Source organism: Bacillus sp. FSL W7-1085 (genome assembly GCF_038595035.1).
GTDB classification, from domain to species: domain Bacteria; phylum Bacillota; class Bacilli; order Bacillales; family Bacillaceae; genus Bacillus; species Bacillus altitudinis.
Genome location: NZ_CP152000.1, coordinates 1,548,033 through 1,568,430 on the forward strand (window position 1 = coordinate 1,548,033; position 20,398 = coordinate 1,568,430).

Sequence of the window (20,398 nt, forward strand, 5' to 3'; positions counted from 1 at the left end):
AAATAAATGTTACGCTCACTTTACTCAGGAATTAGCGGAATGAAAAACTTCCAAACAAAATTAGATGTTGTAGCCAATAACGTGGCCAACGTCAATACACATGGATACAAAAAAAGCCGTATCACTTTTAAAGATATGGTCAGTCAAACCATTGCAAGTTCTGGTGGACCGACGAATAACTCTGGTTCAATCAACTCAAAACAAGTTGGATTAGGATCAGCTTTATCTTCTATTGATAAAATCATGACATCAGGTGCTTCTCAAAATACAGACGAACCATATGATTTCTATATTAATGGAGATGGATTTTTCCGTATTGAAAAGCAAGGTGAAATCCTTTTTACAAGAACAGGGAACTTCAAACCTGATTCAAATGGGGATTTGGTAACATCTGATGGAAACTATCTTCTTGGTATGGATGGGCAAAGAATCAACATTCCACGAGACAATGTGTCAAGTGTTAGTGTTGGGCCAGATGGGACCGTTTCTGTTGTTGAGAACAACGTTTCTCGTACTGTTGGACAAGTATCACTTGTGTCTTTCAGTAATGCAGGAGGACTAGATAAAGTTGGGGATAACTTATATCGCCAAACGCTCAGTTCCGGTGCACCAAGTAATGCCATGGCTCCTGGAACTCAAGGAACAGGTGAACTTCAAACAGGTAAACTCGAAATGTCAAACGTTGATTTAACAGACGAGTTTACAGAAATGATTATCGCACAGCGTGGATTCCAATCGAATGCAAAGACGATCACAACATCTGATGAAATTCTGCAAGAACTTGTGAATCTGAAACGATAGGAGGTAGGAGGAGCGGTTTATCGCTTCTCTGCTTAATATGATTGAAGTGACAAGATTAAATGGCAAAGGATTTATGCTCAACGCTCTCCATATCGAGCAAATCGAAAGCTTTCCAGACACGACCATTACACTCGCCAATGGAAAGAAATTCGTTGTGAAAGAAGATGAAGAGCAGCTTCAGGAGAAAATCATTTCTTTCTATAGAAAAATCCAAGTCATTTCATTGAATCAAGGAATAGAGGAGTTTGAATGAAGAAGAAATTAGTCGTAGTAATGCTAATCATGATTATTGCTATCGTCGGAATTGGAGCAGGTATTTTCTTTCTGGTGAATGGGTCAGACGAAGCAAAAGCAGAAAAAGAGCCAACAGCAGATGAAGTCGTAAAAGCTTCTGTTGAAATTCCTGAGATTGTGACCAATTTAAAATCTGAAGGAAATGCGGTTAAACTTGTACTAAATATTGAAACTGATTCAGAAAAAGCCAAAGAAGAGCTTGAAAAAAGAAGCTTCCAAGTGAAAGATGCCGTGATTGACATTTTATCAGACACGAATGCAGATGAACTTGATGGCAAAAAAGGCAGAGAACATTTTAAAACACAGGTCAAAAACAAAGTGAATAACTATTTGCAAGATGGCAAGGTGAAAGAAGTTTATATAACCTCCTTTAATCTGCAATAGAGGCGATTAATTGACACGATGGAGGTGAAGAAATGTCAGGAGAAGTGCTTTCCCAGAATGAGATCGACGCATTATTATCCGCCATATCAACAGGCGAAATGGATGCAGAAGAGCTGAAAAAAGAAGAAACGACGAAAAAAGTGAAAGTGTACGACTTTAAACGTGCACTGCGCTTTTCAAAAGACCAGATTCGAAGTTTAACAAGAATTCATGATAACTTCGCTAGACTGCTTACCACACACTTTTCAGCGCAGCTAAGATCATATATTCAAATTTCTGTCAGCTCGGTTGACCAAGTGCCATATGAAGAATTTATTCGTTCGATTCCTAATATGACATTATTAAACTTATTTTATGTCAGCCCGCTTGAAGGAAGAATCATGCTTGAAGTGAACCCAACGATTGGCTATGCCATGATGGATAGGCTGATGGGTGGGATTGGCATTAGTCATAATAAGACAGAATCACTGACAGAAATCGAAACAAAGATTATCTCAAACATGTTTGAGGGAGCTTTGGAAAACTACAGAGAAGCGTGGCAGTCCATAACCGACATCGAGCCAGAAATGGCAGATTTCGAGGTAAATCCCCAGTTTGTTCAAATGGTGTCACCAAACGAAACAGTTGTCGTCATTTCTCTTAATACACAAATTGGTGAGGTAAGCGGGGTTATTAACCTCTGTATTCCTCACGTAGTATTAGAGCCTATTATTCCGAAGCTGTCTGTACACTACTGGATGCAATCTGAACGAAATGAACCGAAACAAGAAGAAACAAAGGCCATTGAAAAACGGATTATGACGGCGAAAATACCGGTAGTCGCAGAGCTTGGACAATCGGAAATGACGGTGGAAGAGTTTTTGAATTTGGAAATTGGTGATTGTATTGCCTTGGACAAACCAGTAAATGCGCCTCTTACTGTTATGGTCGGAAATAAACCGAAATTCTTGGGACAGGCCGGCCGCGTGAATCGGAAACAGGCGATTCAAATTCTAGATCACGACATAAGAGGTGAAGAAGATGGAGAATAACGGAAGTAAATTATCACAAGATGAAATCGATGCGCTCCTTAAAGGAGGCAGCAATGACGATATAGAGCCTGATACACTCCTTTCTGCAATGGAACAAGATGCCATTGGGGAAATCGGAAATATATCATTTGGAAGCTCTGCAACAGCACTTTCAACCCTATTAAGTCAAAAAGTGGAGATTACAACTCCAACTGTCACAGTGATTCAAAAAAGCAAGCTGAATGAGGAATTTCCTCATCCGTATGTCGCGATTGAAGTGAATTATACGGAAGGCTTTAGCGCTAGTAACCTGCTTGTCATCCAGCAAACCGATGCGGCAGTCATTGCGGATTTAATGATGGGCGGAGATGGAACAAATGCTGACCCGTCGTTAAGTGAAATTCACTTAAGTGCAGTACAAGAAGCGATGAACCAAATGATGGGTTCAGCAGCGACGTCCATGTCAACAGTCTTTAATAAAAAGATTGATATTTCTCCGCCTCGCGTTGAGTTGCTTGATGTGAAAGAAGGAGAAGGCACAGACCGCATTCCAGCTGAAGAGATGCTTGTCAAAGTGTCCTTTAGATTAACAATAGGTGAACTCATAGATTCAAATATTATGCAGCTTTACCCTATTACGTTTGCGAAAGATTTGATTGCAGAATTAACAGACCCAGCGGAAGAAGAGCCGGTTCAAGAAGCACCTCAGAGTGCACCTGAACCACAGCAGGCTGCTCCGCAAGCACAATCTGCTCCTATGCAGCAATCGGCACCGCCGAAAAGACAGGCGAAGCCAAAGCCGGCAGAACCTGTCAATGTGGCGCCAGTTGAATTTGAGGCATTTAGTGAGCCTCAGCATACAACAAGTCAGCTCGGTAATCTTGATATGCTGATGGATATTCCACTTTCCATTACAGTGGAGCTTGGAAGAACGCAGCGCAGTGTGAAAGAAGTACTTGAACTTTCCGCTGGAAGTATCATTGAACTGGACAAACTTGCAGGTGAGCCAGTCGACATTCTGGTCAACAAACGAATCGTCGCCAAAGGAGAAGTTGTTGTCATTGATGAGAACTTTGGTGTACGTGTGACTGACATTTTAAGTCAGTCTGAAAGACTTTCTAATTTAAAATAAACAAACATATAGGGAGAGAATAAGTAAATGGCTACTAAGGTATTAATCGTAGATGATGCAGCATTCATGAGAATGATGATTAAGGATATTCTTGTAAAAAACGGATTTGATGTAGTAGGAGAAGCAGAAAACGGCGCACAAGCTGTTGAAAAATTTAAAGAAACATCTCCTGATCTAGTCACAATGGATATCACAATGCCAGAAATGGACGGGATCACAGCATTAAAAGAAATTAAACAAATCGATGCTTCTGCAAAAATCATTATGTGCTCAGCGATGGGACAACAATCAATGGTTATTGATGCCATTCAAGCAGGTGCAAAAGACTTTATCGTGAAGCCATTCCAGGCAGACCGTGTACTTGAAGCAATTAATAAAACGTTAGGCTAAAAAAGGGTGTAAGACTTGTTGAAAAAACGTTTGATATGTATAGCAATGATCAGTTTTATGCTTTTCTTGACAGCGCAGCCAGCCTCACTGTTTGCTGAAACAAAAGATCCTGAAAATGGCACAGTGAATGACTGGCTCAAAGATGAGAAAGAAAGCAAAAAGGATACAGAAAAGAAAACCACTGACAATCAAACGAATCCGGCAGAAGAAGTTCCCTCTTCTTCTGTCTCCATTATGGATTTTGTCAAAATGATTGGTGCCTTACTTTTTGTCATCCTGCTCATTTACGGATTGGTGAGATTTGTTGGAAAGCAAAACCGCTTACTCAAGCCATTTCGCTATGTTGAAAATATTGGCGGAACGACGGTTGGTCAAAATCGTTCAGTTCAGCTGATCAAAGTGGGCAAACGAGTATTAGTTGTCGGCGTAGCAGACTCAATCCAGCTACTAAAAGAAATCGATGATGAACAAGAATGCGAAGCGATTGTGAAACAATACGAAGAAGCGATGGAAAGTAAGACTGACTTACCGAAAATGATGCAAAAATTAACATCGCAAGTGAAGAAACACGATCAGCCGACCACTTCTTCTTTTTCAGCCAATTTAAAGGCGCAGCTAGCCGAATTGAAAAAGACCCAATCAGAAGTCAGAAAGAAAGGCCCGAAACAAAATGAATGAGTTTATCGATTTATTTAATTCCAGTGGCGCAGGGAATATTAGCACATCTGTCCGTCTTCTTTTATTGTTAACTGTATTTTCAGTTGCACCAGGCATTCTTATTTTAATGACCTGTTTTACACGGATTGTGATTGTTCTTTCGTTCGTCAGAACATCACTTGCAACCAACTCAATGCCGCCAAACCAAGTGCTTGTAGGACTTGCTTTGTTTCTCACATTTTTTATTATGGCACCCACGTTCTCAGAGATTAATAAAGAGGCACTCACGCCGCTTTTAAATGATGATATTACGTTAAATCAGGCCTATGAAAAAGCCGAAGTGCCAATTAAAGAGTTTATGAGTAAACATACGAGACAGAAAGATTTGGCTTTATTTCTTAGTTACGCAAAAATGGATACCCCTGAATCGATTAAAGATATTCCCTTAACGGCGATGGTACCAGCGTTTGCAATTTCAGAATTAAAGACGGCATTTCAAATTGGTTTTATGATTTTTATTCCATTTTTAATTATTGACATGGTGGTCGCAAGTGTCCTGATGTCGATGGGGATGATGATGCTTCCGCCGGTTATGATATCGCTCCCTTTCAAAATATTGTTATTTGTATTAGTTGATGGATGGTATTTGATTGTTAAATCTTTGCTGCAAAGCTTTTAGAGTAGGTGCTTAAAACATGAGTTCAGAATTTGTCATTACGATGGCTGAAAGATCAGTGTATGTTGTATTACTTGTCAGCGGGCCGCTTCTAGCGCTCGCACTAATCGTGGGACTAATTGTCAGTGTGTTTCAGGCGACAACCCAAATCCAAGAACAGACGCTTGCGTTCATTCCAAAAATTGTTGCAGTGCTCATTGGACTTGTTGTGTTTGGTCCGTGGATGCTTTCAACAATTGTGTCATTTACAACAGAGCTGTTCTCGAATTTAGATCGATTTGCAGGTTAATCAGAGATGTCAATCATAGAATTATTTCCTGCCTTTCTTCTCGTTTTCATTCGGATCACCGCTTTTTTCGTGACAGTGCCGCTATTAGCGCATCGAACGATACCAGCAGTTCACAGAGTTGGTTTTTCACTGTTTTTGGCTGTCATTAGTTTTAGCACCATTAAAGAACCGCCAGCACTCGATATCGACGGTCTTTACATGATGCTTGCCGTGAAAGAAGCAATGGTCGGACTTCTGCTTGGACTGATTGCATATATCATGGTGTCCGCAGTTCAAATTGCCGGCTCATTCATCGATTTTCAAATGGGTTTTGCGATTGCCAATATTATTGATCCACAAACAGGGGCGCAAACGCCGCTGATGGGGCAGTTTTTTTATACGGTTACCTTGCTACTGATGCTGGCAACAAATGCACATCATTTGCTGCTTGATGGAATCTATTACAGTTTTCAATATATTCAAGTTGATCAGTATGCACTGAACTTCGGTAGTGAATCCTTTGCTTACTTTATTGCAAAGAGCTTCAACCAAATGTTCATCATAGCCTTTCAAATCTCAGCACCTGTTGTGGCTAGTTTGTTTTTAGTCGATTTGGCATTAGGAATTGTGGCACGTACAGTTCCGCAAATGAACGTATTTGTCGTTGGACTGCCCATTAAAATGGGCGTGAGTTTTATTATGATCATCATTTGTATGGGTGTCATCTTCGGGGTCGTCCAAAATACATTTGAAACGATTGTGCTCACCATGAGGAATTTCTTAGCATTGGTCGGTGGTTCGTCATGACGACAAGACTTAGACTCGACTTGCAATTTTTCGCAGGTGAAAAAACAGAAAAAGCAACACCGAAAAAGAGACGGGATTCACGTAAAAAAGGGCAGGTTGCCAAAAGTACCGACGTCAATACAGCCATCTCATTTCTACTAATCTTTTTATCATTCTTTTTTATTGGGCCTTTTATGAAAGAGCGTATTATTGCGCTCATTGAACGTTTTTATTCAACAACGATGCTAATGAAGGTTAGCACATCTAATATTCATCAACTATTTGTGGAATTGCTTCAGGAAACAGGACTCCTCCTCATGCCAATCCTTGGTGTTGGTATGCTGGCAGGGATCATTAGTAACTATTTGCAGGTTGGCTTTCTCTTTTCGACAGAAGTAATCAAACCGAAATTAGAAAAACTCGATCCAATCAAAGGGTTTAAACGAATATACAGTATTCGAGCCCTCGTAGAGCTATTAAAATCCATTTTGAAAATTGGTTTAATTGGTTTTGCGACATTTATTGCACTTTGGATGCACTTTGACGATATCCTGAGGCTTCCTTTATTAACAGCAGAGGAAACTCTTCATTTCGTGGCAAATATGACCTTGATTATGGGTCTATATGCAGCAGGTGCTCTCATGGTCTTAGCAGGGCTTGATTATATGTATCAGAAATTTGATTATGAAAAAAACTTACGGATGTCTAAACAAGACATCAAAGATGAGTATAAAAAATCAGAGGGTGACCCGCTCATAAAATCAAAAATTAAACAGCGGCAAAGGGAAATGGCCATGAGACGGATGATGCAGGAAGTCCCAAAAGCGGACGTCATCATTACAAACCCGACCCACTACGCAATTGCCTTGAAATATGACGAAGAAAAGATGGACGCGCCGTTTGTTGTGGCAAAGGGAACAGATATTTTGGCTTTGAAAATTAGAACAATTGCGAAAGAACATAATGTCATGACTGTAGAGAACCGGCCACTCGCCCGCGCCCTCTATGATCAAGTGGATATCGACCAAGCGGTGCCGGAAGAGTATTTTAAGGCGATCGCAGAAATTTTGGCTTACGTATATAAAACGAAACAAAAGATTTTATGAATTTTTGGTTTTAAAAGGAGAGAACAGGCATGTCAGCAAGAGATTTATCTGTTTTATTCAGTGTTATTCTAATCGTGGCGATGCTGGTCATACCGTTTCCGCCCATCCTATTAAGTATTTTAATCATTATTAATATTTCTCTTGCGCTTATCGTGCTTCTCACCACAATGAACATGCAAGAACCACTGCAATTTTCCATTTTTCCATCGTTACTTTTGCTCTTAACACTGTTTCGTTTAGGGCTTAACATCTCTACAACCCGTTCTATTTTATCAACTGGAGATGCTGGTAAGGTTGTAGAAACGTTTGGATCATTTGTTGTTGGGGGCAATATACTCGTTGGTCTGGTTGTCTTCCTTATTCTGATCATCATTCAGTTTATTGTCATCACCAAAGGGGCAGAGCGTGTATCAGAGGTTGCGGCCAGATTTACACTCGATGCGATGCCAGGTAAACAGATGAGTATTGACGCAGATTTGAATGCAGGAATGCTGACAGAAAGTGAAGCTAGAAACCGCCGTGAAAAAGTAGCAAGAGAAGCAGACTTTTATGGTGCAATGGATGGTGCAAGTAAGTTCGTTAAAGGGGATGCCATCGCAGGTATTATCATCGTTATTATCAATATTATTTTTGGCATCATTATTGGGATGATTCAGCAAGGAATGTCGATTCAAGAATCAGCTTCCCACTTTACTCTTTTAACAGTGGGGGATGGAATTGTGTCGCAGATCCCTGCACTTCTTATTTCAACAGCGACAGGGATTGTTGTCACGAGAGCGGCTTCTAACGGAAACCTTGGTTCAGACATTACGGGTCAGCTCTTTGCCTTCCCTGCCATGCTTTATGTCACAGCAGGTACGATCTTCCTGCTTGGATTGTTTACGCCAATTGGCGTACTTTTGACAGGGCCGATCGCAGGTTTACTTGCACTCGGTGCGTACATGATGTCGAAAAACAAACAGGATCAAGAAGAGATTGAAGAAGTACTGGAAGAACAGGCAGAGGTAGAAGAGATGAAAAGTCCAGAAAGCGTCATTCATCTCCTGCAAATGGATGCCATTGAATTTGAATTTGGCTACGGGTTGATTCCGCTTGCAGATGCCAATCAAGGCGGAGACCTGCTAGACCGAATTGTCATGATCAGAAGGCAGCTTGCTCTTGAACTAGGTCTTGTCATTCCAGTTGTCCGTATTCGAGACAACATTGCGCTGAACCCGAATGAATACAGGCTCAAAATAAAAGGGAACGAAGTGGCAAAAGGAGAGCTGCTGCTCGATCATTACTTAGCGATGTCTCCAACGCCTGATGATGATCCGATTGAAGGAATTGAAACAATCGAACCATCCTTTGGTCTGCCGGCAAAATGGATATCAGAAGCAGAAAAAGATCAGGCTGAAATGCTTGGCTATACAGTGGTCGATCCAGCATCTGTTGTGTCTACCCACATCACAGAGAAGATTAGACAAAACACCCATGAACTGCTTGGACGCCAAGAAACGAAGCAATTAATCGATCATCTGAAAGAAAGTTATCCAGTTCTAGTAGATGAGGTAACACCGAATCCACTAGCAGTCGGGGATATCCAAAAAGTACTTGCAAAGCTTCTGAAAGAAAAGGTCTCCATTCGAAACCTTGTGACCATTTTTGAGACCCTTGCAGACTACGGAAAATTAACGACTGATACAGACTTGCTAACAGAGTATGTTAGACAGGCACTTGCAAGACAGATTACTGCACAGTATGCAAGAGAAAATGAATCACTGAAAGTCGTGACATGCTCAGGCCGAGTCGAAAAAGTAATTGCAGATAGCGTGCAGCAAACAGAGCATGGGAACTACTTATCGTTAGATCCAGAATCCTCTGAAAGTGTGATTCAATCAGTGGCGAGAGAAATTGAACAGCTTTCGCTTCGTCAGGAAACGCCGGTTCTATTATGCTCACCTCCTATAAGAATGTACGTCAAACAGTTGTTAGAAAGATATTTCCCAGAATTACCGGTACTATCTTATAACGAACTAGAAGCAAATGTGGAAGTACAGAGCATCGGAGTGGTGGATATCTAATGAAAATGAAAAAAATCACAGCGAATTCTATGCAGGAGGCAACGATCCAAATCAGGCAGCAGCTTGGGAAGGATGCCGTCATATTAAATTCGAAAACCGTTGTCAAACGAAAGCTGTTCGGTTTAAAGAAACAGCAAATGGTCGAAGTGATTGCAGTGCTGGATCAAGATTTTGAAGAAAGAGCCGGTAAAGGATTACAACCAGCAGCTGCGCCTATCCCGGTGTTACCGAAAAAGGAGCAGACTCAACACCTTACACAAGAGCTGCCGGCTGCTGCTCAAGCAGTCAAAGCAGCGCCTTCTCATTCTCAGCCTATAGAATATGCAAGAAACGAACGCCATGCCGGGATCTTACCGGATTCTCTCATGAAAATGGATCAAAAGCTAAAGGATCAAGGTCTTGATGCTGAGATTCGAGATGAGTGCTTAAAGGGTCTTTTAACAAAAGGTGCTGTGAAAGAAGAGCAGATTGAAAAAGAACTTGAAAAACTACTCACAGGGATGCTGCCGGCTCACACTTCTGATGAGCTGATGATTCGTTCGAAATACATTGTGTTGTTTGGTTCAACTGGTGCTGGTAAAACCACAACGATTGCAAAGCTGGCTGCGAAAACGGCTATTCAGCAGCAAAAGAAAATTGCTTTTATCACAACAGATACGTACCGGATTGCAGCGATTGAACAACTAAAAACATATGCTGAACTGCTGAATGCACCTCTTGAGGTTTGTTATTCAAGAGAGGACTTTGTGAAAGCACAGCAGACCTTTAAAGACTATGATCATATTTTCATCGATACAGCAGGCCGTAACTTTAAAGAAGAGGCGTATATTAAAGAGCTGACGGATATCATTCCATTTGATGAAAGCATTCAAAGTTTTCTTGTCATGAGTGCGACGTCGAAGTATCAGGATATGAAAGCCATGGTCAAACGTTTTGAACATGTTCCAATCGATCAATTTATTTTCACAAAAGTTGATGAAACAGACACGATGGGAACGATCTTTCAAATCATTGCAGAATCTCAAATCGGGCTCGGATTTTTAACAAATGGTCAAAATGTGCCTGAGGATATTCTTGAGAGTTCCCCCCTTGATTTGACAAGGATGGTCTTACAATGATGAAGCCTGACCAAGCCGAAGGTTTAAGAAAGCTTGTTCAGCAGAATCAACTGATTGTACCGAACACTCTTCGTGCGAATGGACAGGCGAAAACCATTGCTGTCATGAGCGGTAAAGGCGGAGTAGGTAAATCGAATTTAACGCTGAATATGGCACTGTCTATCGCAAGTACGGGCAAGCAAGTGCTCATCATCGACCTCGACTTTGGCATGGGGAATATTGATATTTTACTAGGGAAAACATCGACCAGCTCTATATTAGACGTGCTTGTTAGAAAAAAATCCTTCCAAGCGGCTATGACAAAAGGAACGGACAATCTGTATTACATTTCTGGCGGAAGCGGGCTTGAACAGCTGTTTTCTTTAGACAAAGATCAATGGTCGTTCTTTTTAGAAGAGATGGAGAAAATATTGAATGACTTTGATTGTATATTCTTTGATATGGGTGCAGGCTTGTCAAAAGATCAACTCCCCTTTGTCTTATCGGCAGGAGAGGTGGTCGTTGTGACAACGCCAGAACCAACATCCATCATGGATGCCTACAGCGCAATTAAGCACTTAGCCATTCATCAGTTTGAACAGTCTGTTCAAATCATCGTCAACCGGTGTAAAACCCCGTCAGAAGGGTCTGAAACGTACCGGAAATTAGCAGGAGTGGTGACGTCATTTCTACACCGAAAGCTTGTGTTTGCTGGGGCGGTGCCTGATGATCCTGCTGTTCCTAAAGCAGTCACTGAACAAATTCCATTTTATATGAAGCAGCCTCATTCAAGGTTAAGTAAAACCATTAAAATGCTGGCTGAAACACTGTATCATCAGCAGATAAGAGAGGCACGGAGAGAGCAGCATACGTTTATAGATAAGTTGTCCTCTTTTTTTAAAAGGAGGAAGGTGGACTCATGATTAGAGTGCTTGTAGTAGATGACTCGGCTTTTATGAGAAAACTCATCAGTGATTTCCTAAGTGCCGAGCAAGAAATTGAAGTCGTCGGAACGGCGCGAAATGGAGAAGATGCCCTAAAGCGGATTAAGGAATTGAATCCAGATGTTGTCACACTTGATGTGGAAATGCCTGTTCTAAATGGAACAGAAGCATTAAAACAAATTCTGGCTGAACACGACCTTGCTGTGATTATGGTGTCAAGCCAGACGAAGCAAGGGAAGGAATTAACCATCCATTGCTTAGAACTCGGTGCTTTTGACTTTGTGACAAAGCCTTCAGGAAGTATTTCGCTCGATTTACACAAAGTAAGAGGTCAAATTGTAGAGCGGGTACTTGCGGCAGGCCTGTCGAGAAAACGTACTGAGAAACAAGTTTCTCCTAAGCCGTTCATGAAGCCGCCAAGTCCAATTCCAGCGGTCGCTCCCCGCCTGCAAGAAGTAAGAAGCGGTTCATCACTCCGAAAGATTATTTCAATCGGAACTTCTACGGGAGGGCCTAGGGCGCTTCAACGAGTCGTAACGAAGCTGCCAAAAGACATAGAGGCGCCGATTTTGATTGTGCAGCATATGCCGGCAGGATTTACGGCATCGCTGGCTACTAGATTAGATCATTTATCACAAATTACGATCAAAGAAGCTCAAGATGGAGACATCGCTAAAAATGGAGTGGCTTACATAGCTCCTGGTGGATTGAATATGTCACTTCATGAACAAGGGGCAGCTTTAGTGATCAGGCTGTCCCCAGAAGACACTGACAGCCGTCACAAACCTTCTGTTAACTATTTATTTGAATCCATCAGCAACATAAAAGGTTACGAGAAAATCGCTGTCATTATGACAGGAATGGGTAGTGATGGCACAGAAGGTGTCAAAAAAATGGTCGCAAGCGGTCATACAAAAGTCATTGCAGAAAAAGAAGAATCATGTGTTGTTTTCGGAATGCCTAAATCAGTCATTAAAGCAGGCCTTGCACATGAAACAAGGCATGTGGATGACATCGCACATGCAATTATAAGCTCCATGAAAAAAGAGAGGGCGTGAACACGTTGGATGTAAACCAATACTTAGATATCTTTTTAGATGAAAGCAGAGAACACTTACAAACTTGTAATGAAAAACTTCTTGAATTAGAAAAGAACCCAACAGACTTGCAGCTAGTGAATGATATATTCAGAGCCGCTCATACACTGAAAGGCATGAGTGCAACGATGGGCTTTGATGATATGGCTCAATTAACACATCATTTAGAAAACATGTTTGATGCCATCAGAAACGAACAAATGATTGTCACTCCTGAATCAATGGATACGATGTTTGAAGCACTCGATCACCTTGAAGCAATGGTTCAATCGATTGCAGAGGGCGGGGATGGAAAACGTGATGTCACGGAGATTAGTAAAAAACTAGATGTGACAGGAAGCCATGCAGAAACAGCCTCTGCCGTTGAGACTGCTGAAGCATCATCAGCTGCAAGCGACCTAGACTATAACGAATTTGAACGAACAGTTCTTGATGAAGCGAGAGAACAAGGCTTTAAATGTTATGAGCTGAACGTGACATTAAGTGACGCATGCTTATTAAAAGCCGTTCGTGTCTATATGATTTTTGAAAGACTGAACGAAGCAGGAGAAGTTGTCAAAACGGTTCCGAATGCAGAACTTTTAGAATCAGAAGATTTTGAATCTGAATTCAGCATTTCTTACTTATCGAAACAGCCGATGGAAGAAGTGAAAAAAATCGTGACAGCGATCTCAGAGGTTGAACAAGTGGAGATTTCTGAAGTCTCTGCCTTTGAAGAAGTGGCTCAGGCTGAAACAAAAGCAGAGAAACCTGAGCAGAAAAATGAAGAAGTCGCAGCTCCTGCTGCTAAAGCGCCAGCAAACGATGCGCCAAAAGCAAATGGCAATAACGGTGCAGCTGCCGGCGGAACGAAAACGATCCGTGTCAACATCGATCGTCTAGATTCACTTATGAACCTGTTTGAAGAGCTTGTCATTGATAGAGGACGTTTAGAACAGATTGCTAAAGAACTTGAAAACAACGAACTCACGGATACAGTAGAAAGAATGTCCCGTATTTCTGGAGACCTGCAATCGATCATCTTGAACATGAGAATGGTGCCTGTAGAAACGGTGTTTAACAGATTCCCACGTATGATTCGTCAATTGACGAAAGAGCTCAATAAGAAAATTGAACTGATCATTGAAGGTGCTGAGACAGAGCTTGATCGAACAGTGATCGATGAAATTGGCGATCCGCTCTTACACTTACTTAGAAACAGTCTCGATCACGGGATTGAATCACCAGAAGAACGTGTGAAAAAAGGCAAACCAGAAAAAGGAACTGTTCTTTTAAAAGCATATCATAGCGGAAACCATGTCTTCATTGAAGTAGAAGATGATGGCGGCGGGATTAACCGTAAAAAGGTCCTTGAAAAAGCATTAGAGCGCGGGGTTATTACAGAAAGAGAAGCGGAAACACTTGAAGATCACCAAATTGATTCATTGATCTTTGCAGCAGGGTTCTCTACAGCTGATACGATTTCTGATATCTCGGGCCGAGGTGTAGGTCTTGACGTTGTGAAAAACAAGCTGGAATCATTAGGTGGTTCTGTGAGTATTAACTCAACAGAAGGTCAAGGCTCACTGTTCTCAATTCAGCTTCCACTCACATTATCGATCATTTCCGTACTTCTTGTGAAACTAGAGGAAGAAACATTTGCTATTCCGATTTCTTCTATTATAGAAACGGCTGTCATTAAGAAGAGTGACATCCTTCAAACGCATGATCGTGAAGTCATTGATTTCCGTGGATTTATCGTACCGGTTGTGTACTTGAAGAAACAGTTCAACGTACCAAATGCGAATGATTTAGAAGAAGAACTGCACATTATTGTTGTCCGTAAAGGAGACAAGCTAACAGCATTTGTGGTCGATTCGTTTATCGGTCAGCAAGAGGTTGTATTGAAATCACTTGGAGATTACCTACCAAACGTATTTGCGATATCAGGCGCAACAATCTTAGGTGACGGTCAGGTTGCACTCATCGTTGACTGTAATGCACTGATTAAGTAAAAAACAATAGAGGAGCGGTCTGAAATGAGTACAGATATCAAAACTGGCGAAAAGATGATTGTGTTTATCGTAAACAAAAAAGAATACGCCATTTCAGTATCAGAAGTAAAGTCCATTGAAAAATGGCAGCAGCCGACAAGAGTTCCTGGCGTTGCCCCTTATATATGCGGTGTCATTAATCTACGTGGTGTCGTGACACCTGTCATTGACCTTAGAGTGAGACTTGGATCAACTGACAACGAGATTACAGACGAAACAAGAATGATTATTGTACAAGTTGGTGACATTGAAGTCGGCTGGATTGTTGATGAAGCAAATGATGTCATTACTGTTCATCAGGAAGAGGTAGAAACTTCTACTGATTCAGCTGAAAAAGAAGGACTGTCATGGGTGACAGGAATTATTAAGCATGATCAGCGTCTATTCAATATCATTCATGCTGGTGCGGTCCTCGACAAGAGCGTGCAAGATGCACCTGTTCATTAAGGGGGATGTGAGATGAGCATTTTCAATGAAATTAAAGATGAACAGCTAGATATATTAAGTGAGGTTGGGAATATCGGAGCAGGCCATGCAGCGTCTGCTCTTGCCAGCCTATTGAATCGCAAAATTGATATGGCTGTTCCTTTTGTCAAAGTTCTCTCGTTTGAAGATTTAATGGATTTCTTTGGTGGAGCAGACCTTCCAGTTGCCAGTATCTTTTTGCGAATGGAGGGTGACCTTACCGGTTCAATCTTTTTCATTATGCCGTTTGAACAAGCTGAACAATTTGTAAGAGAGCTTGTTCAGGACCCAGCATTTGATATTGATACGATTCATGAACACATGCTAGGAACATCAGCGCTTCATGAGCTAGGAAATATTTTAGCAGGCTCTTATTTATCAGCACTTGCCGATTTAACAAAACTGCAGCTTCATCCAAGTGTTCCAGATGTCACGCTCGACATGTTCGGGGCTGTCATTAGTGAAGGATTAATGCAGTTTAGTCCTCTCGGCGATCAGGCGATTGTGATTGATACATCGATTTTTGATGATCAAAATCAGCAAGAGCTGAAAGGAAATATGTTTCTATTACCAGACTTTGAATCGTTTGAAAAACTGTTCAAAGCATTAGGTAACCTATAATGAACGTGCAGATTCCGGCAGTTGTAAAGGTTGGTATAGCGGATGTTCAGCTTGTGAAAACACCGGACCGTATACGGACATCCGGTCTCGGTTCTTGCGTAGGACTTGTCCTTTTTGACCAAGAAAAAAAACTGGCAGGACTTGTCCATGTCATGCTTCCAGACTCCTCTCTTTCAAAAGGAGCGGTAGAGAACTTGGCTAAGTATGCAGATACAGGTGTCAAGCATACAATTGATCTGCTCTTAAAAGAAGGAGCGCGCAAACATGCGCTAAAAGCGAAGCTTGCTGGCGGCGCAGAAATGTTTAAATTTAAGTCAACCAATGATCTGATGAGAATTGGACCTAGAAATGTATCAGCTGTGAAAGAACATCTGTCTCTTCATCATATCCCGATCATTAGTGAGGACACGGGCGGAAACAATGGACGCACGATTGAATTCGATCCGCTTACAACAGAACTTGAGATCCGCACTGTGAAACAAGGCATTATGAAGATATAACTAAGGAAGTATAGGGGGAGAAAGATGCAATCCTTAAATTACGAAGATCAGGCGCTATGGGCTAGATGGAAAGAGTGGAAGGACCCAGCTGCTGGAGATGATCTTATGCGCCGCTATATGCCGCTCGTCACATATCATGTTGGAAGAATTTCCATCGGTCTCCCGAAGTCAGTGCACAAAGAAGACTTGATCAGTCTAGGGATGCTCGGTTTATATGATGCCCTTGAAAAATTTGACCCCGGAAGAGATCTGAAGTTTGATACATATGCATCCTTCAGAATTCGCGGGGCCATCATCGACGGTCTTCGTAAAGAGGACTGGCTGCCTCGTACATCAAGAGAAAAAACAAAAAAAGTAGAAGCGGCAATTGAAAAGCTTGAACAGCGATATTTACGAAATGTGACACCAACAGAGGTTGCTGAAGAACTCGGCATGAGTGAACAAGATGTGGTCACAACGATGAATGAAGGGTTCTTTGCGAATTTGCTCTCGATTGATGAGAAGCTGCATGATCAAGAAGACGGAGAAAACGTTCAAGTCATGATTCGCGACGAAAAGACTGTGACACCTGAAGAGAAAATGCTGAAAGATGAATTAATTGAACAGCTTGCTGAAAAAATGACAGAGCTTTCGGAAAAAGAAAAGCTTGTGATTAGTCTTTTCTATAAAGAGGAATTGACGTTAACGGAAATTGGTCAAGTGCTTAATTTATCGACCTCCCGCATTTCGCAAATTCATTCAAAGGCATTGTTCAAGCTTAAGCATCTGCTTGATAAAGCCATTCAATCTTAAAGAGTTAGTGAGTGAAAAAATATGCTATGGCTGATTAGCTTTATGCTTCATGCTGCACTTATTTATTTTGTGATCATTTTATACACGAGAATGAATTCGCTGAAGGCAACAGAACAAAAGCAGCGAGAGCTTTTAGAAGAAACGGAAAATACCCTGGCTGCATTTTTGATGGAAGTCAAAGAAGAGAATGAAAAACTATCAAAAGCTGCAGCCACTTCCCCTGATTTTTCTGCTGAAGAGCTGAAATCGGATCTTCAGACACCAAAGCAGCCACAACCACCAATTGAATCCCAGCAATCGGTAGAAAGTGAAGATCCAGTTCCAGAGCACCTGTCGGCTCTCCTTAGCGAAGTTGAGGTGCAGGAAGAGAAGGTAAACGAACCCGTTTCAAGTCTCGAAACAGAAGCTTCTGCACCTTCTGAAAGTGAAAAAGAAGAAACATTCGAGGATCAAGTAAAGGCCTTATATGATCAAGGGCTATCATTAGAAGAAATAGCGAAAGAATTAAAAACGGGCAAGACAGAAATCGAGCTTTTATTAAAATTTAGCGGAAAGCTGTAAAGGATTCTTGATTGTCAGTCCATCATGTGTTATATTATTTCTTGGTGTTAAATACACACGCTTAATGATTCGTATGAAGGTGCTGCCGTGGCGCAGTTTTATGTGAACATGACTTAAGCGGAGGAAAAAAAACCATTATATTAGGAGGCAACAACATGTCAGTTATTTCTATGAAACAATTGCTAGAAGCTGGTGTTCACTTCGGTCACCAAACACGCCGTTGGAACCCAAAAATGAAGCGTTACATCTTTACAGAGCGTAACGGTATCTACATCATCGATCTTCAAAAAACGGTGAAAAAAGTAGAGGAAGCTTACAACTTCACGAAAAACCTTGCTGCTGACGGAGGAAAAATCCTTTTCGTTGGTACGAAAAAGCAAGCACAAGATTCAGTGAAAGAAGAAGCAATCCGTTCTGGTATGTTCTATGTAAACCAACGCTGGCTTGGTGGAACGTTAACAAACTTTGAAACAATCCAAAAACGTATCAAACGTTTAAAAGATATCGAAAAAATGCAAGAAAACGGTACGTTCGAAGTTCTTCCTAAGAAAGAAGTCGTTCAACTGAAAAAAGAATTAGAACGTCTTGAAAAATTCCTAGGCGGAATCAAAGACATGAAGGGTCTTCCAGATGCACTTTTCATTATCGACCCTCGTAAAGAGCGTATTGCAGTTGCAGAAGCTCGTAAATTGAATATCCCAATTATCGGTATCGTTGACACAAACTGTGATCCAGACGAAATTGATGTTGTGATCCCTGCAAACGATGATGCAATCCGTGCTGTAAAACTTCTAACTGCTAAAATGGCAGATGCGATTCTTGAGTCTAAACAAGGCGAAGAAGAAGCTGTTGTAGAAGAAACGACAGAAACTGAAACAACAACTGCGTAACCTATTCAAAAGGTGATAAGAGGGAACTGCCTTTTATCACCTTTTTTTCACCTAGTAATCCGTGTTTTAACATAGAAGGAGGAAATGTAAAATGGCAATTACTGCTCAATTAGTAAAAGAACTGCGTCAAAAAACTGGTGCAGGTATGATGGACTGTAAAAAAGCGTTAACAGAAACTGATGGTGACATCGACAAAGCAATCGATCTTCTAAGAGAAAAAGGGATCGCAAAAGCTGCGAAAAAAGCAGACCGTATTGCGGCAGAAGGATTAACTCTTATTAAAACTGACGGCAATACTGGCGTTATCCTAGAAGTGAACTCTGAGACTGATTTCGTTGCGAAAAACGAAGGATTCCAAAATCTTCTTAACGAACTTGCTGATCATTTACTTGCTGCGAAACCTGCAACAATTGAAGAAGCACATGCTTCTAAAATGGAAAATGGTTCAACAGTTGAAGAACATATTACTTCTGCAATTGCGAAAATCGGAGAAAAAATTACGCTGCGCCGTTTCTCAGTCATCACAAAAGAAGATAACGCTGCATTCGGTTCTTACTTACACATGGGCGGACGCATCGGTGTATTAGCGGTTCTTAACGGAACAACTGATGAAGAGCTTGCGAGAGACATCGCAATGCACGTTGCTGCTGTAAACCCTAAATACATTTCTCGTGACCAAGTGTCTGAAGAAGAAGCAAACCGTGAGCGTGAAGTATTAACACAACAAGCGCTTCAAGAAGGAAAGCCTGAAAATATCGTTGCTAAAATGGTAGAAGGTCGTCTAAACAAATTCTTCGAAGAAATTTGCTTACTTGACCAAGCATTCGTTAAAAACCCAGATGAAAAAGTGAAACAAGTTGTAGGTGCGAAAAACGCAACTGTTCAAACTTATGTTCGCTATGAAGTGGGCGAAGGTATCGAAAAACGTCAAGACAACTTTGCTGAAGAAGTCATGAGCCAAGTGAAAAAATAATGTTTGAAAAGCTCTCTGGGGCTTTTTTAGGGAGCACAAGCACTGTGTTCCCTATTTTTTAGAGGATATTGATTTACAAAAGACGGTTTCTTACGCATAATAAGAGACGGTATAGTTTACACTTGGAGGTTATCATGAGCAAACCGAAATATAATCGCATTGTACTGAAGCTAAGTGGAGAAGCACTAGCTGGTGATGCTGGAAATGGAATTAACCCAACTGTCATTCAATCAATTGCAAAGCAAGTAAAAGAAATTGCAGAACTTGATGTTGAAGTTGCAGTCGTTGTAGGTGGAGGAAACCTTTGGCGTGGTAAGACAGGCAGTGACTTAGGAATGGACCGGGCAACAGCAGACTATATGGGGATGCTTGCAACAGTGATGAATTCATTGGCATTACAAGACAGCCTAGAAACGCTTGGCATTCAGTCTAGAGTACAAACCTCTATCGAAATGAGACAGGTTGCAGAGCCATACATAAGAAGAAAAGCGATCCGTCACCTTGAGAAGAAACGTGTCGTGATTTTTGCTGCAGGTACTGGTAACCCTTATTTCTCTACTGATACAACAGCAGCACTTCGTGCAGCTGAAATTGAAGCAGATGTCATTTTAATGGCGAAAAACAATGTAGACGGTGTCTACAGTGCTGATCCTCGTACAGATGCGGATGCAGTAAAATATGATAAGCTTTCATATCTTGATGTACTAAAAGAAGGGCTTGCTGTAATGGATTCTACTGCGTCCTCATTATGTATGGACAATGACATTCCATTAATCGTCTTCTCTATTATGGAAGAAGGAAATATTAAACGTGCCGTCAATGGCGAATCTATCGGAACGATTGTGAGGGGGAAATAAC

Annotated in this window: 24 protein-coding genes; all 24 read left to right on the forward strand. The window is 41.3% G+C overall.

The window, feature by feature from the left end; genetic code table 11:
* The first annotated feature begins 6 nt into the window (after positions 1–6).
* The 24 genes from flgG (at position 7) to pyrH (ending at position 20,397) form a co-directional block, all read left to right on the forward strand.
* Entirely contained in the window at positions 7–801 is a 795-nt protein-coding gene (gene flgG, locus MKY11_RS07850) for a flagellar basal body rod protein FlgG (RefSeq protein WP_342501990.1), read from the forward strand.
* 37 nt (positions 802–838) lie between these two features.
* Positions 839–1,054, forward strand: a complete 216-nt coding sequence (locus tag MKY11_RS07855; protein WP_008344794.1) for a flagellar FlbD family protein — start codon at positions 839–841, stop codon at positions 1,052–1,054.
* Positions 1,051–1,479: a flagellar basal body-associated protein FliL gene (fliL, locus tag MKY11_RS07860; RefSeq protein ID WP_041507304.1), complete on the forward strand. Its 429-nt coding sequence runs from the start codon at positions 1,051–1,053 to the stop codon at positions 1,477–1,479. The genes MKY11_RS07855 and fliL overlap by 4 nt, the downstream gene beginning before the upstream one ends.
* Positions 1,480–1,511: 32 nt before the next feature.
* On the forward strand, positions 1,512–2,510 hold the full coding sequence (gene fliM, locus MKY11_RS07865; protein WP_008354483.1) for a flagellar motor switch protein FliM: 999 nt from the start codon (positions 1,512–1,514) through the stop codon (positions 2,508–2,510).
* Positions 2,500–3,621 (forward strand): flagellar motor switch phosphatase FliY, encoded by a 1,122-nt coding sequence (gene fliY, locus MKY11_RS07870; RefSeq protein ID WP_007499588.1) that lies wholly within the window; start codon positions 2,500–2,502, stop codon positions 3,619–3,621. The genes fliM and fliY overlap by 11 nt, the downstream gene beginning before the upstream one ends.
* A gap of 27 nt (positions 3,622–3,648) precedes the next feature.
* On the forward strand, positions 3,649–4,011 hold the full coding sequence (locus MKY11_RS07875; RefSeq protein ID WP_003212360.1) for a response regulator: 363 nt from the start codon (positions 3,649–3,651) through the stop codon (positions 4,009–4,011).
* 18 nt (positions 4,012–4,029) lie between these two features.
* Positions 4,030–4,689, forward strand: coding sequence for a flagella biosynthesis regulatory protein FliZ (gene fliZ / locus MKY11_RS07880; RefSeq protein ID WP_024720357.1), 660 nt, complete (start codon positions 4,030–4,032; stop codon positions 4,687–4,689).
* On the forward strand, positions 4,682–5,347 hold the full coding sequence (gene fliP, locus MKY11_RS07885) for a flagellar type III secretion system pore protein FliP (RefSeq protein ID WP_007499580.1): 666 nt from the start codon (positions 4,682–4,684) through the stop codon (positions 5,345–5,347). The genes fliZ and fliP overlap by 8 nt, the downstream gene beginning before the upstream one ends.
* 16 nt (positions 5,348–5,363) lie before the next feature.
* A complete protein-coding gene (gene fliQ / locus MKY11_RS07890) occupies positions 5,364–5,633 on the forward strand; it encodes a flagellar biosynthesis protein FliQ (protein WP_003211206.1) in 270 nt (89 codons plus the stop codon).
* A 6-nt stretch (positions 5,634–5,639) separates the two neighbouring features.
* Entirely contained in the window at positions 5,640–6,419 is a 780-nt protein-coding gene (gene fliR, locus MKY11_RS07895) for a flagellar biosynthetic protein FliR (protein ID WP_007499578.1), read from the forward strand.
* On the forward strand, positions 6,416–7,504 hold the full coding sequence (gene flhB, locus MKY11_RS07900) for a flagellar biosynthesis protein FlhB (protein ID WP_216895099.1): 1,089 nt from the start codon (positions 6,416–6,418) through the stop codon (positions 7,502–7,504). The genes fliR and flhB overlap by 4 nt, the downstream gene beginning before the upstream one ends.
* Positions 7,505–7,533: 29 nt before the next feature.
* The gene (gene flhA / locus MKY11_RS07905) at positions 7,534–9,567 is read left to right on the forward strand and encodes a flagellar biosynthesis protein FlhA (protein WP_045034262.1); all 2,034 of its coding nucleotides are present in this window, start codon (positions 7,534–7,536) and stop codon (positions 9,565–9,567) included.
* Positions 9,567–10,685 (forward strand): flagellar biosynthesis protein FlhF, encoded by a 1,119-nt coding sequence (flhF, locus tag MKY11_RS07910; RefSeq protein WP_342501991.1) that lies wholly within the window; start codon positions 9,567–9,569, stop codon positions 10,683–10,685. The genes flhA and flhF overlap by 1 nt, the downstream gene beginning before the upstream one ends.
* Positions 10,682–11,587 carry a MinD/ParA family protein gene (locus MKY11_RS07915; RefSeq protein WP_100324982.1) on the forward strand — a complete coding sequence of 302 codons (906 nt, stop codon included), beginning with the start codon at positions 10,682–10,684 and terminating at the stop codon, positions 11,585–11,587. Before flhF ends, MKY11_RS07915 begins: the two co-directional genes overlap by 4 nt.
* Entirely contained in the window at positions 11,584–12,666 is a 1,083-nt protein-coding gene (locus tag MKY11_RS07920) for a chemotaxis response regulator protein-glutamate methylesterase (RefSeq protein ID WP_024720361.1), read from the forward strand. Before MKY11_RS07915 ends, MKY11_RS07920 begins: the two co-directional genes overlap by 4 nt.
* A gap of 5 nt (positions 12,667–12,671) precedes the next feature.
* Positions 12,672–14,699 carry a chemotaxis protein CheA gene (locus tag MKY11_RS07925; protein WP_216895104.1) on the forward strand — a complete coding sequence of 676 codons (2,028 nt, stop codon included), beginning with the start codon at positions 12,672–12,674 and terminating at the stop codon, positions 14,697–14,699.
* Between the two features lie 24 nt (positions 14,700–14,723).
* Positions 14,724–15,185, forward strand: coding sequence for a chemotaxis protein CheW (locus MKY11_RS07930; RefSeq protein ID WP_045034266.1), 462 nt, complete (start codon positions 14,724–14,726; stop codon positions 15,183–15,185).
* Between the two features lie 12 nt (positions 15,186–15,197).
* Positions 15,198–15,824 (forward strand): chemotaxis protein CheC, encoded by a 627-nt coding sequence (locus MKY11_RS07935; protein ID WP_007499567.1) that lies wholly within the window; start codon positions 15,198–15,200, stop codon positions 15,822–15,824.
* Positions 15,824–16,324 carry a chemotaxis protein CheD gene (locus MKY11_RS07940; RefSeq protein ID WP_007499566.1) on the forward strand — a complete coding sequence of 167 codons (501 nt, stop codon included), beginning with the start codon at positions 15,824–15,826 and terminating at the stop codon, positions 16,322–16,324. The genes MKY11_RS07935 and MKY11_RS07940 overlap by 1 nt, the downstream gene beginning before the upstream one ends.
* A 24-nt stretch (positions 16,325–16,348) precedes the next feature.
* Positions 16,349–17,116: a FliA/WhiG family RNA polymerase sigma factor gene (locus MKY11_RS07945; protein ID WP_007499565.1), complete on the forward strand. Its 768-nt coding sequence runs from the start codon at positions 16,349–16,351 to the stop codon at positions 17,114–17,116.
* Between the two features lie 21 nt (positions 17,117–17,137).
* Complete coding sequence (locus MKY11_RS07950; RefSeq protein ID WP_047945912.1) at positions 17,138–17,677, forward strand: hypothetical protein; 540 nt, start codon at positions 17,138–17,140, stop codon at positions 17,675–17,677.
* Between the two features lie 155 nt (positions 17,678–17,832).
* Positions 17,833–18,567 (forward strand): 30S ribosomal protein S2, encoded by a 735-nt coding sequence (gene rpsB, locus MKY11_RS07955; protein WP_007499561.1) that lies wholly within the window; start codon positions 17,833–17,835, stop codon positions 18,565–18,567.
* 91 nt (positions 18,568–18,658) lie between these two features.
* Positions 18,659–19,540 (forward strand): translation elongation factor Ts, encoded by an 882-nt coding sequence (gene tsf / locus MKY11_RS07960; protein ID WP_007499558.1) that lies wholly within the window; start codon positions 18,659–18,661, stop codon positions 19,538–19,540.
* Positions 19,541–19,674: 134 nt separating this feature from the next.
* Positions 19,675–20,397 carry a UMP kinase gene (gene pyrH, locus MKY11_RS07965; RefSeq protein WP_008344767.1) on the forward strand — a complete coding sequence of 241 codons (723 nt, stop codon included), beginning with the start codon at positions 19,675–19,677 and terminating at the stop codon, positions 20,395–20,397.
* Position 20,398: the final 1 nt, after the last annotated feature.

Bases quoted from the DNA above. Each gene is read 5' to 3' on its own strand.
- MKY11_RS07855 (WP_008344794.1), top strand. From the start codon at position 839: ATGATTGAAGTGACAAGATTAAATGGCAAAGGATTTATGCTCAACGCT.
- flhA (WP_045034262.1), top strand. From the start codon at position 7,534: ATGTCAGCAAGAGATTTATCTGTTTTATTCAGTGTTATTCTAATCGTG.
- fliQ (WP_003211206.1), top strand. From the start codon at position 5,364: ATGAGTTCAGAATTTGTCATTACGATGGCTGAAAGATCAGTGTATGTT.
- rpsB (WP_007499561.1), top strand. From the start codon at position 17,833: ATGTCAGTTATTTCTATGAAACAATTGCTAGAAGCTGGTGTTCACTTC.
- fliL (WP_041507304.1), top strand. From the start codon at position 1,051: ATGAAGAAGAAATTAGTCGTAGTAATGCTAATCATGATTATTGCTATC.
- MKY11_RS07950 (WP_047945912.1), top strand. From the start codon at position 17,138: ATGCTATGGCTGATTAGCTTTATGCTTCATGCTGCACTTATTTATTTT.
- MKY11_RS07920 (WP_024720361.1), top strand. From the start codon at position 11,584: ATGATTAGAGTGCTTGTAGTAGATGACTCGGCTTTTATGAGAAAACTC.
- MKY11_RS07945 (WP_007499565.1), top strand. From the start codon at position 16,349: ATGCAATCCTTAAATTACGAAGATCAGGCGCTATGGGCTAGATGGAAA.
- flgG (WP_342501990.1), top strand. From the start codon at position 7: ATGTTACGCTCACTTTACTCAGGAATTAGCGGAATGAAAAACTTCCAA.
- MKY11_RS07935 (WP_007499567.1), top strand. From the start codon at position 15,198: ATGAGCATTTTCAATGAAATTAAAGATGAACAGCTAGATATATTAAGT.
- flhF (WP_342501991.1), top strand. From the start codon at position 9,567: ATGAAAATGAAAAAAATCACAGCGAATTCTATGCAGGAGGCAACGATC.
- MKY11_RS07875 (WP_003212360.1), top strand. From the start codon at position 3,649: ATGGCTACTAAGGTATTAATCGTAGATGATGCAGCATTCATGAGAATG.
- flhB (WP_216895099.1), top strand. From the start codon at position 6,416: ATGACGACAAGACTTAGACTCGACTTGCAATTTTTCGCAGGTGAAAAA.
- fliR (WP_007499578.1), top strand. From the start codon at position 5,640: ATGTCAATCATAGAATTATTTCCTGCCTTTCTTCTCGTTTTCATTCGG.
- fliY (WP_007499588.1), top strand. From the start codon at position 2,500: ATGGAGAATAACGGAAGTAAATTATCACAAGATGAAATCGATGCGCTC.
- MKY11_RS07915 (WP_100324982.1), top strand. From the start codon at position 10,682: ATGATGAAGCCTGACCAAGCCGAAGGTTTAAGAAAGCTTGTTCAGCAG.
- pyrH (WP_008344767.1), top strand. From the start codon at position 19,675: ATGAGCAAACCGAAATATAATCGCATTGTACTGAAGCTAAGTGGAGAA.
- MKY11_RS07930 (WP_045034266.1), top strand. From the start codon at position 14,724: ATGAGTACAGATATCAAAACTGGCGAAAAGATGATTGTGTTTATCGTA.
- fliM (WP_008354483.1), top strand. From the start codon at position 1,512: ATGTCAGGAGAAGTGCTTTCCCAGAATGAGATCGACGCATTATTATCC.
- fliP (WP_007499580.1), top strand. From the start codon at position 4,682: ATGAATGAGTTTATCGATTTATTTAATTCCAGTGGCGCAGGGAATATT.
- MKY11_RS07940 (WP_007499566.1), top strand. From the start codon at position 15,824: ATGAACGTGCAGATTCCGGCAGTTGTAAAGGTTGGTATAGCGGATGTT.
- tsf (WP_007499558.1), top strand. From the start codon at position 18,659: ATGGCAATTACTGCTCAATTAGTAAAAGAACTGCGTCAAAAAACTGGT.